Source organism: Paenibacillus glycanilyticus (genome assembly GCF_030161375.1).
Taxonomy (GTDB): Bacteria; Bacillota; Bacilli; order Paenibacillales; family Paenibacillaceae; genus Pristimantibacillus; species Pristimantibacillus glycanilyticus_B.
The window spans coordinates 42,488-54,306 of the sequence record NZ_BSSQ01000023.1 but is presented as its reverse complement, the minus strand read 5'-3'; the positions used below and the strand labels follow the sequence as shown (position 1 = coordinate 54,306).

Annotated in this window: 6 protein-coding genes; all 6 read right to left on the bottom strand. The window is 51.0% G+C overall.

Going from position 1 to position 11,819, the window contains the following annotated elements; translation table 11 throughout:
• Positions 1–372: 372 nt before the first annotated feature.
• The 6 genes from ligA to QQK89_RS26295 all read right to left on the bottom strand — a co-directional run bounded on the left by ligA (position 373) and on the right by QQK89_RS26295 (position 11,460).
• Positions 373–2,412: an NAD-dependent DNA ligase LigA gene (gene ligA, locus QQK89_RS26320; RefSeq protein ID WP_284241729.1), complete on the bottom strand. Its 2,040-nt coding sequence runs from the start codon at positions 2,410–2,412 to the stop codon at positions 373–375.
• A gap of 25 nt (positions 2,413–2,437) precedes the next feature.
• Entirely contained in the window at positions 2,438–4,798 is a 2,361-nt protein-coding gene (gene pcrA, locus QQK89_RS26315; protein ID WP_284241728.1) for a DNA helicase PcrA, read from the bottom strand.
• A 211-nt stretch (positions 4,799–5,009) separates the two neighbouring features.
• The gene (locus QQK89_RS26310; RefSeq protein ID WP_284241727.1) at positions 5,010–5,714 is read right to left on the bottom strand and encodes a heptaprenylglyceryl phosphate synthase; all 705 of its coding nucleotides are present in this window, start codon (positions 5,712–5,714) and stop codon (positions 5,010–5,012) included.
• A gap of 13 nt (positions 5,715–5,727) precedes the next feature.
• Positions 5,728–8,259, bottom strand: a complete 2,532-nt coding sequence (locus QQK89_RS26305) for a U32 family peptidase (RefSeq protein ID WP_284241726.1) — start codon at positions 8,257–8,259, stop codon at positions 5,728–5,730.
• A 148-nt stretch (positions 8,260–8,407) separates the two neighbouring features.
• Positions 8,408–10,312: a copper amine oxidase N-terminal domain-containing protein gene (locus QQK89_RS26300; RefSeq protein ID WP_284241725.1), complete on the bottom strand. Its 1,905-nt coding sequence runs from the start codon at positions 10,310–10,312 to the stop codon at positions 8,408–8,410.
• Positions 10,313–10,344: 32 nt separating this feature from the next.
• Entirely contained in the window at positions 10,345–11,460 is a 1,116-nt protein-coding gene (locus tag QQK89_RS26295; RefSeq protein WP_284241724.1) for a S1C family serine protease, read from the bottom strand.
• Positions 11,461–11,819: the final 359 nt, after the last annotated feature.

Below are 11,819 nucleotides of genomic sequence, written 5' to 3'. Positions count from 1 at the left end.
CCGCCAGCGTTCGTCCTGAGCCAGGATCAAACTCTCCATTAAAGTGTTTGACTTGCTCATTACTTAACTAGCTATTTAAAACTTGTTTGAATCGACGTGATTCATTTGTTCAGTTTTCAAAGAACTTGTTTGTCACATTTTGTCGTGACAAGATGTTATGATATCAGCTTCTTCATTTCTTGTCAACAGCTTGTTTCACATTTATTTATTTCGTTCCATGTGTTTCGCTTGTTGATGTCGTGTCTTCCGAAGCGACAAGAAGTAATATACCATGTCTAAAAATGAAATACAACTTGTAATAAATGACATTAATCATTGACCATAAAAAAGCACCGCCAACTCTTTAATAGAGTCAGCGGTGCTTGGGCCTACTTATACTTCCCCTAATAGACGCAATAATTCATCTTCGTCTTCTATAACGGTAATGCCAAGATCACGTGCTTTGGTCAACTTGCTTCCCGCGCTTTCGCCGGCAATTACGAAATCCGTCTTTTTCGACACGCTGCCGGTCACTTTGGCTCCGAAGGCTTCCAGCTTCTTCGCTGCTTCGTCCCTCGACAGTTTCGACAGCGTTCCCGTTAATACAACGGTCTTCCCGCTGAAGATGCTATCCTGGCGGACGACGGCCGGCTGCTCAGCTTCAGCTTTTACCCCAAGCTCACGCATACGGATAATACTTGCTGCGATTATCGGATCGGCAAAGTAGTTCACTATGCTGTCCGCTACAATAGCGCCAACATCCTGCAGGCCCACCAGCTCTTCAGCCGTAGCGGACATGACAGCGTCCAGGCTGCCGTAATGGTCGGCAAGCATCTTGGTAGTTGCCTTGCCCGTATTCGGAATGCCTAGAGCAAAGAGGAAAGCCGCCAAGTCGCGGTCTTTTGACTTCTCGATGGCATCCAGAAGCTTGCGGGCTTTTTTGTCGCCGAAGCGGTCGAGCTTAATCAGATCATCATAACCAAGCGCATACAGGTCAGCCGGATCATGAACATCACAGTCCGCGTACAGCTGTTCCGCGGTCATAACGCTAAACGCTTCAACATCCATGGCATCGCGGGATGCAAAATGGGTAATGCGTCCGATAATTTGAGGACGGCAGCCTAGCTTATTGTTGCAGAACAAATGGGCGCCGCGTTGCTCGAGCTCCGTGCCGCATGCCGGACAAACGGTTGGGTACACGATCTCTTGCCCCGGTTCTTCATCAATCTTGCCAAGAATCTCGGGAATAACATCGTTGGACCGGCGGATCGACACAAGCGTGCCCAAGGCATACTTCAGGTTCTTCCGCTCAATGTCTCCGATATTGTTAAGCGTGCAGTTCTGCACCGTAACGCCTGCCAGTTCGACAGCCTCTACCCGCGCTACCGGCGTGATTTTACCGGTACGGCCTACCTCCCAAGAGACGGACTCCAGCACGGTTGCCGTTTCTTCCGCTTCGAACTTGAAGGCAACTGCCCAACGAGGGAATTTGTCGGTATATCCAAGCGCCTCGCGCGTGCGCATATCCGTTAGTTTCACTACGGCACCGTCAATCAGGAAGTCGAACCCTTGGCGCTTCTCGGCAATTCCAAGCAGCTCTTCCTGCACTTCTTCGATGGTATCGAAGTATGCGGCATAAGGATTGACCTTGAACAGGTTATCCTTCAGGAACTGCTGCATCTCACGGTGATTCGTAAATGAGATGCCCTCTGCATGCCCTACATTATAGAAGAATGCGTTCAGCTTTCTTTCGGCCGTTACTCTCGGATTCAGGTTGCGAAGCGCGCCAGCCGCCGCATTGCGGGCGTTCTTAAGCGGTTCTGCCGCAGTCTGATTGTAACGTTCCAGAACAGACAAGTTCATAATGCCTTCGCCTTGCACCTCGATAATTCCGTCCTTGAACGGAATGGCAAGCGGCACGGAACGAATCGTCTTTACTTGTGCCAGAATCCCCTCGCCTACCGTCCCGTTGCCGCGCGTGGAAGCTTGAATAAGCTGGCCGTTCTCGTAGGTCAGATTAAGCGTCAATCCGTCGAACTTCAGCTCGATGACATAACTTGGCTGCGGAAGAGGTTCGTCCTCCGGATGTTTGGCATTGTAATCATTAATGGCTTTAAGTACCCGCTGATTCCACGCCAGCAGGTCTTCGGTATCCTGTGCCTTGTCGAGACTCCACAAACGCGCCCGGTGACGGTGAGGCTCAAAACCTTTGAGCAATTCTCCGCCAACGCGTTGTGTCGGGGAATCGGGCAGTACAACGCCGGTGGCCGCTTCCAGCGCCACTAATTCGTCGTAAAGCTTATCGTAGTCCGCATCGTTAATGGCAGGCCGGTCGAGCGTGTAATACGAATAATTATGGGCGGAGATTTCTGCCGCCAGCTCTTGCATGCGGGTCAACTGCTCAGGCGTTGCCATTGCCGTCTGATTATCCATGGGAGGGTCCCATCCTTCCATCTCTTTATACTTTCGTTATTGGCGCAAATCCGGCCAGAAGGCGTTTGACGCCAACCGGCGCAGGGAAAGCGATTTGCAGCTCCATGTCGTTCCCCGTCCCTTTCACGGAGACGATAACGCCTTCGCCCCATTTGCCGTGCGCGACTCTGTCGCCGGCAACGAAGTTCTTGTCCGCGGCATTCCCCGCGGCCGTTCCGGCGTTAGCCGCCGCTTTCGCTGCTGCGTCAAGCGGCGTGCTCACGCGCACTCCCGCCCCCGATGGTCCCGGGGTGCGGGAACCAGCGCCAGGCGCGCCGAAGGATGGCGCGCGCCCGGCGCCAAAGCCGGCTCCGCCGTTGCCGCCGCCAAAGCTGGAGCGGCTGGCGCCGCCGGCAAAGCTGCCGGAGCGGCCAATCGCTCCGCCCGGCGAAGCGATCGTCTTCACGTTATCCGGCACTTCCTGCAGGAAACGCGAAGGCAAGTTCGCGCTGATGCGGCCGAAGATCGTCCGGCTGCGGGCGCAAGTCAGGAAGAGCTGCTTCTCGGCACGGGTAATCCCTACGTAAGCAAGCCGGCGCTCTTCCTCCAGTTCTTCATTATCGTTAAGCGCTCGGCTATGAGGGAAGATACTCTCCTCCATTCCGATAATAAAGACGACCGGGAACTCCAAACCTTTGGCGCTATGCATCGTCATAAGAACAACGGAGTTATTATCGGCCGGCTTGCCGTCATCATCTTTGTCCATCGAATCGATATCCGCGATGAGAGCAAGGTCCGTCAGGAACGCGACAAGCGTCTTGTCGTCGTTGCGTTTCTCGAAATCAAGCGTAACGGACAGGAACTCGTCGATGTTCTCGAGACGGGCAGTCGATTCGAGCGTCTTCTCGCGCTGCAATTCGATGCGGTATTGCGACATTTCGAGTACCTTTTCCGTCAGTTCGGTTACGGACAAGTAGTCGACCATCTGCGTCAGGTTGTCGATCATGTCGCGGAATTCGTGCAGCAAGCCCATGGCACGGCCATTCAGGTCCATTCCCTGCATATTGCCGAGGACATCAAACATCGAAGTCCCTCTGCGAACCGCCTCTTCCGCGATCTTCGCGACCGTCGTGTCGCCGATCCCCCGCTTCGGAACGTTAATGATCCGTTGCAAGCTAATGTCATCGTCCGGGTTCGAGATCAGTCTCAAATACGCAAGCAAGTCTTTAATCTCTTTGCGGTCATAGAACTTAACGCCGCCAACGATTTGATACGGAATATCCGATTTGATCAGAATTTCCTCGATTACGCGGGACTGGGCGTTCGTCCGGTACAAAATAGCATGCTGGTCATATCTGAGGCCGTTTTTCACATTTTTGCTGATCGTTCCGGTAACGAAATAACCCTCATCATGTTCGGAATCCGCTTGATACAAGCTGATCAGTTCGCCTTCGCCTTGATCCGTCCAAAGCTTCTTCGGCTTGCGGCCGGTATTGAGCTTGATTACGGCATTTGCCGCTTCCAAGATATTGGCAGTAGAGCGGTAGTTCTGCTCGAGCATAATCGTCCGGGCTTCCGGATAATCATCCTCGAAGTTCAGAATGTTCGTAATGTCCGCGCCGCGCCAGCGGTAGATCGACTGGTCGCTATCGCCAACAACGCAAATGTTATGATGCTTGTCGGCCAACATGCGGCAAAGCATGTATTGCGCGCGGTTCGTATCCTGATACTCGTCCACGTGGATATAACGGAACTTGTTCTGATAAAACTCCAGCACTTCCGGCATTTCCTTAAATAGCTGGATGGTAGTCATGATCAGATCGTCAAAGTCGAGCGAGTTATTGCTCTTCAGACGCTTCTGGTACATCTTAAATACTTTCGCCACAATATCGGTAAAATAGTCGCCGGTCTTCTGCTCATAACGCTCCGGCGTAATCAGTTCGTTCTTCGCCCCGCTAATCTCAGCCTGAACCGCCTTGGGCTCAATCTTCTTCACATCGATATTCAGTTCCTTCATGCAGTTGCGGATAACCGACAGCTGATCGGCAGAATCGAGAATCGAGAAATTCGACGAAAAACCGATCCGGCTAATATCTTTGCGGAGGATACGGACGCACATGGAGTGGAAAGTCGAAACCCAAATATCTTGACCCGACGGGCCGATCAGCGCGGCTACCCTCGCCTGCATCTCTCTGGCAGCTTTGTTAGTAAAGGTAATGGCCAAAATGCTCCACGGCGCAACCCGCTTCTTCTCAATTAAGTACGCAATGCGGTGAGTCAATACGCGCGTTTTGCCGGAACCCGCTCCCGCCATGATAAGCAATGGTCCATCCGTCGCCTGAACGGCATCCCGCTGCGGAGGGTTCAGCTTTTGTACGGCTTGATCAATATTTATCGGATTAAACATGTTTGTACTCCTTAACTTATAAGTTCTGTTCGCATTTGTTCGCTTCTTACTGATAGTGTAGACAACGGCCACTATTGTGTCAATTTGCAAATAAAAAGCTATTCCTAAAGCTCGTTATTACGCTCTCGGAATAGCTCTCTTTGCTGACATGCTTGTCTAAGACAAAAACCCATATTACAGCTTGCTGCATGCAAGCCTTCTTCATTCATCCTTACGCGGTAGCTGAGCGGCGGACAGCCTCAACCGTCCGAAGCGCCGCTTCCAAATCGGTGTATATGATATTGCCAACGACTATGGTATCCGCAAACTCAGCCGCTTGCGCCGCGGTCTCGGCATTATGAATCCCCCCGCCATAAAACAGCTGGGCCTCATTCGCCGCTTCTTTGGCTGCACGGACCAGCGCCATATCTCCAAACCGGCCGCTGTATTCGATATAGATAACGGGAAGGCGCATTATCCTTGCCCCCATCCGAACATAGGCAACCAGCGACGTCTCGTCCAGCTCCGTATTTGCGCCGGTAACTTCGGCTGCCGTAGCTTCGCTGTTCAGGATAATATAACCTTGCGAAGCGGTCTCTTCCCATGGCACAAAGGTGCCGTATTCCTTGAGGCCTTCGATCTGACGGCCAATAATCCACTCCGCATTGTCCGTATTCAGGACGATCGGGACGAAATAGCCGTCAAAGCCGGGTACGGCCCCGTCCAGCGTTGAAACTTCAAGCGCGCAGTCTACCTCATAGCGGCGAATGCGCGCCATGAGGTCAACCGTATTTTCGAACGTTACGCCGCTGGAGCCGCCAACGATAATCGCATCGGTTCCGGACATGCAGATGGCATCCAATGCTTCATCCGTAATTTCTTTCTCCGGATCCAACTTGAATACATGTCTCCAGTTGCTGTACCATGCTCCACTCATGCGCCGGCTCTCCTTATTTCACAAGCTGCCCGCGCGTTACGCCGAGCTGGTTCGTTGCTTTTAACGTTTTCCATACTTTCGTGCCTGTAATGCGGCCATCAAGCGCGTCCCGGTACAAGCCCAATACTTCTTGGACTTTGTCTCCGGACTCTTCCAGAAACTCTACGCGGTACGAAGGAACGCCAAGCTCCAGGAAGTTGCGGATATACTCTGCGCCCGATTGTTCGATTGCATTATATACCGTGTTGCGGCAACCTTCGTCTACGCGTACCGGATGAGACATGCCGATTCGGTCTTGCAGCGACGCGCGATGATCCTCGCATGGACGTCCGCAGTTCGTATAGTCCGTGCCTTCGCTCATGAACGTGCAATACACGCAATGCTCCGTATGGAACATCGGAAGATGCTGCTGAATAACGACTTCCAGACGGGAAGTGTCGGATTGCTCAAGCATATCGACCATTTGTTGAATATTAAGGTCATACGAAGGCGTAATTAAATCGAGACCCGAATCAGCAAATACTTCAACGGCTTTATGATTAGCTACGTTAAGCGAGAAGTCGCCGATTAGCTTAGGGAACGGCTTACCCGGATTCTCTGCGCGCGCACGCAGGTAATAATACAAAGCACCTGTATTGCGGATCAGCACGGCATCCGGTTGAAGCTTCAATATATTCGCATGATAGCCGTTCTCTCCAGGCATGTGAATGCGCGGCGTAGCAAGCGCAATTGGCTTGCCTGCTGCACGCGCGACTTCAATTGCCGCCGGGAACTGCTTAATAAATTCAAAATCGCAATAAATCATCTCAACATCCATTTGAACGGCTGCTTCAACCTGCTCGAGGTTACGGCAAAGCGCCGTCAATCTTGGCTGAGCTACCTGCTGCTTGGCAGGTTTGACCTTGTCGTTGTCGGCTGCCGCTGACGCATCGCCCAGCGGATCGATCATATGCTTCACGTAAATCGGCGGCTTAGGACGTTCGCCCGTCAGCTTCTCCACCGCTTCGCGGCGCATCCGGTTCAGTTCGCGCACCGGCACGATCAGATCGCCTTCAAGTTCCACTTCCAGCTGATCAAGCTGATACAGCGTTCCGCCAAGACGCCCAAGCTGGTCTTCGAGCAGCGCCGCATCCATCGGACGTTTGTTCGCTTGCTCCAGCATAAGCTCGGATTCCACCGAAACGGTAACGCCTTTTTGCACGTCCGTCCACCATGTACGCAGCGGTTCGCCAAGGGTGCCCGTTACTTTCAGTTGCAACGGGAATACGCGATACGGCTTCTCCGTCTCGAATGTCGCGCGAAGGCGTTTGTCGAGTGCCGGGTCATTTGTTTTCCAAATTTTATCCCCGACATGCACTTTGCGGAGATCTACGTCATTCCGTCCCGCAACGAGTTCGAGAAGGGTTCCTTCTTGCGCTTCGCCTTCGATCTTCTGGCCATGGCGGCGAAGGTCGTAGACACGACCGCCTTCTTCCTTCTTGGTTGGATCCCCGGCGTCAAACACGATGCCGTCCCCGCGCTTCAGCGGAGCTTCCAGACGAATCGTTACCGCATCGCGCAGTATGCGTTCAACACGGCCCAAGTATACACCGCGGCTTTTTGGAAAAGTGCCGTCTACCAGCTGTTTATTGTTTGTTCCTGTCAGGAAACCATGCGTAAAACCGCGGGAGAAGCTTTGTTGCAGCTCGCGTACTTCTTCCTTGGAAGGGCCGGTCAGGTCCCCTGCAAAATAGCTATCAATCGCACGACGGTATTTGCTTACTACGTTTGCTACATATTCGGGACTTTTCAGGCGCCCTTCGATTTTGAAGGAAGTTACGCCAGCTTGAATCAGTTCCGGAATCAGATCGATCGCGGCCAAATCTTTTGGAGACAATAAGTAAGCAACATCGCCCATTGGCTGATGTTCGCCATCTACCATTAAGTCGTAAGGCAAACGGCATGCTTGCGCGCATTCGCCGCGGTTCGCGGAACGGCCGCCCCACATTTCCGAAGTCAAGCATTGGCCAGAGTACGATACGCAAAGCGCGCCATGAACGAATACTTCCATCGGAAGCTTCGCTTGCTCGCCAATCTTCTTAATTTGCTTCAAGTTATTCTCGCGGCCAAGAACGACACGTTCCATGCCAAAAGGTTTCGTGAACTCCACCGCTTCCGGCGATGTAATCGTCATTTGCGTCGAGCCATGAATCGGGAAGTCCGGAGACAATTCGCGAATCATTTTCACAAGACCCAAGTCCTGCACGATTACCGCATCTACGCCGGCATTAATGCACATTTCTATTAGTTGTTTCGCATCCCGAAGCTCGTCTTCGAATACGAGAATATTGAAGGTCAGGAACCCTTTCACTCCATAGGTATGAAGAAAAGCCATAATCTCCGGCAACTCTTCGCTCCGGAAGTTATTCGCTCTTGCACGGGCATTAAACTTCTCTACGCCAAAAAAAATCGCATCCGCGCCATTGGCTACCGCTGCGCGCATGCAATCCCAGTCGCCGGCCGGAGCCAGCAGCTCGATATCCTCTCGCTTTATATTAATCGTCATTCGACATTCATTCCTCCATTTGTAAACCTGCTATTGCTAGTTTAACAAACCGCGGCATCAGATGCCACCACCCAATTACTTGCAAGGAAGAGAAAAGAAGCCGTATCTCCTGAGAGAAGCGGCTTCTTTCTAATATAAGCGTTTGGAATTACAGGATCTTAATCGATTTAACGATGGTGTCAAATCCGTCCAAAGCTGCCGTTGTTGCATTCGCATCGTTGATGCCAAATACGAACATAAGCGTGTTGCCTTTGCTTTGCACAAAATAAAAGACTTCCGTAATCGGCACGCCGTCATCGGTTGTTTCGTGAACCGTAAATTTGCTTGCCCCCGCGTTGCCTACGCTGACGGAAGTGTTGCCGGTAACCGAAAAGCCCTCTTTCTGCAAGCCTTGCTGAACGGCGCTGGATACCGCTCCCGCACTCGCATCTTCAACCGCTTGAATAACCATGTGGCCATAATCGCTCACATAAGTTACTATCTCTTGGTTAAAGTCGGTATCCACGCCTAACCAATAGGCCGGCAGACTGATAGAATAACCATATTTGCTGCTTGTTTTCGTAATTACGTTCGTACGGTCGATATTATCGTAGTCATCTTCGATTTGACCGTAGTTCTTTTCCACATAAGCCGTATCGATGTCCACCGTAGCCATTGTTGATTTAAATAGCGTATCGCCTTGGGCGCCAAGCTTGGAATCGTAGTTGAAATCCAGATCGTAACGGTAGTTGCCCACAACCAGGAACACTTCGTTAGCGGTATACCATACTTTTTGGTCATAGCTGAACTCATAAGATAATACAAGAGCATTGCCGTCTTTCATCGAGACGTTAGACGTTTTCTCATTCTTAATGTAGTTCGGCAGGAAATCCTCATGGATTTGTTGTTGAACGCGAGCGAGCCATTGCTCAGCCGTATCTTGGTCTTTCAGCGATGAGATGCCGAAGGAGAAATATCCATCTTCGCTCACGTAGATTGGGTTTGCGCTGTCTTTAACGCCGTACCAACCTGCTGGCAGCTTCAAGGATAGACCAAACTCTTTGTTATTGATGGACATAAGGCCGTCTTTCACTTTGGTGATGTCTTTAATCGTGTTGTCTGCTTTATTGAAGGAAGGTACAAAGCTGTCCAGCAAGGACTGGTACGGATCCAGAGCGGACTTTTCGGTTCCGGCTACTCCCACCATGACGTAATACAGCGTCTCGCCTTGTTGCGTCGCACGGTATTCAAACATCATGCCGCGTTTCGTTGTTCTGGTTACCATCTTCTCGAAGCTATGGCCATTAACGGTAACCGTGCGTTTATCCATGACCACTTCATCGTCGCCGAACCAGTTAACCGTCATCTTATCCCGGATCTCATTGCTCGTCAGCTGGTCCCCAACATGCTCCGTCGATACGATAACGCTGGAATCGCTCGTTGTGCTGCCCCACATGGCAAAGGTTCCGTCATCCGTTTGCTGCACAAGCGCAAGCCCTGGCGGGTAGTTCATCGTCCAGCCCAGGTAGCTGTCGCCAAACTTCGTTTTGCCATAATCGGGATCCAGGTTAGTTGAACCGCCGCCCGTATTGGTGCTGCCCGATTGAGCCAGCGTACCCGTAATGACGATCTCGTTTGTTTTCTTGTCTTTGCCGATCTTCGCTCCAAAAGCCTCCACGATTACGCGTACCGGTACCATCGTAGTGCCCTTGATGACAACCGGAGCAACCGCAACCGTTTGCGCTTTGCCGTTAACTTTTACAGTCTTGCTGTTAATCGTTACAACAACGGTCTTGTTGTTATAAGTGAGGGTAATAATTTTATTGTCCTGCAGCTTCAGCTTCGCGCCAAATGCTTTCGTAATGATGCTGAGCGGCACCATGGTTGTTCCGCTTTTCTCGAATGGAGCTTGTACGGTAGATGGTTTGCCGTTAATCGTTACGTTGGTGCTGCCTGTCTTCAGGCGGATTTCCACGGCATTGCTCGCGGAGTCTGCCGCAAAAGCTGCGGCCGGTACTATTGTTCCGATTAGAAGCACCGCAATTAGCATGAGCATAAAACGTTTCATCTTCATTCTCTCTACTCTCCCTATTAATAATTGAATCATTAAGCCGTCGTTAGCGTCAGCTTACGGGTAACGAGATCGCCATCCATCATCATCGTGACTTCAATCTGCTGACCGGGTAAATAAGATTTCAAAAGCTCGTTTAACTCGACAATAGAAGAAATCTGATGGCCGGCAACGGAGTACAATATATCCCCCACCTGAATGCCGAGCTTCTTAGCCGAATCAGATTTAACGGATGTGACCGTTAAGCCGTCATCGGTTGGCAGACCAACAATTGCCGCATAACTTTCTTCCAGACCGATACCTAGGGACGAACGTTTGACATACCCGTATTTGAAGAAATGTCCCGTTACGAAAGAAACGGTATCAATCGGAATGGAAAAGCCCATGTTATCGATGCCTTCATCCACAAACTTCATGGAGTTGATCCCGATCACTTCGCCTTTCATATTCACGAGCGGACCGCCGCTATTCCCCGGGTTAATGGCGGCATCCGTTTGAAGCAACCGATAGAAGGAAGATACCGAGCGGTTCATGCCGCTAAGCACGCCCGTAGTTGCCGTATTGCGAAGAGAGAAAGATACTGGCGTTCCGATCGCAATGACCGTCTCCCCGACCTTTGCTTGCAGCGGCGATGCGGCAAACTTTGCTGCGGGCAGCTTGGTTGCGTTGATTTTGACAAGTGCCAGGTCGCTTACTTCGTCCACATTGCTGCGTTTTCCGCTATACTGCTTCCCGTCCGCTGTCACGACCGTAATGTTCGTCATGTCCTTCACCACGTGGGCGTTGGTCAAAATCCATCCGTCCGACTTCATAATGACGCCTGTCCCATGAGCCAGTACATATCGCTGATCGCCGCCGCCTTCCGGCTTCCCGATGATTCCTACAACAGATGGAGACACTTTGCTAACAATGGAGGGAACATCTGCAGCCGGTGTGTAGGTATAGGTTTTTGATGATGCGTCATAAGCCCCCGTCCCGCCAAGCGTGCTTGTCAGCGAAGATGCCTTGACATACACTTCTCCATTAATCTTGGTCGCGCTCATCTTCATTGTTCCGGGACTTGTTGCCGTTCCCGCCGCAAACGCTGAACCGGCTACCAGCAATCCTCCCGCAAGAACGATGGCGCCAGCGCGAATCATACTACGTTTCACTACTCTATCACTCTCCCAGAAGCAATAAAAAACAAGAATCCATTAATAGGAAATCCATTCTAAATGTATCATGCAAAGGCACTAGGTAACAAGAAAAAAATGGGTTTTATTTACCTAAAATTTAACTACTCAAATAGAACGATGCCATAAGTTCTTTATTGCTCATCTATTAATTATTTTTTTGTAAATATTCAAACCCTCGCACTTGTTGAGTCCATTAATATAATCACGTTCAACAGGCTCTTCGGCTGCTAGATTTAACTGCTTTCATTTGAATTGCCTAGTTTGTATGCGATTTTGGTTTTTCTTTTGCAAAAATGAGGTATCCCGCGAAGTAGAATGATATAATAGGATCACCC

Coding starts and splice junctions, on each gene's coding strand:
- ligA (WP_284241729.1), bottom strand. CDS start 2,412: ATGGATAATCAGACGGCAATGGCAACGCCTGAGCAGTTGACCCGCATG.
- pcrA (WP_284241728.1), bottom strand. CDS start 4,798: ATGTTTAATCCGATAAATATTGATCAAGCCGTACAAAAGCTGAACCCT.
- QQK89_RS26310 (WP_284241727.1), bottom strand. CDS start 5,714: ATGAGTGGAGCATGGTACAGCAACTGGAGACATGTATTCAAGTTGGAT.
- QQK89_RS26305 (WP_284241726.1), bottom strand. CDS start 8,259: ATGACGATTAATATAAAGCGAGAGGATATCGAGCTGCTGGCTCCGGCC.
- QQK89_RS26300 (WP_284241725.1), bottom strand. CDS start 10,312: ATGAAGATGAAACGTTTTATGCTCATGCTAATTGCGGTGCTTCTAATC.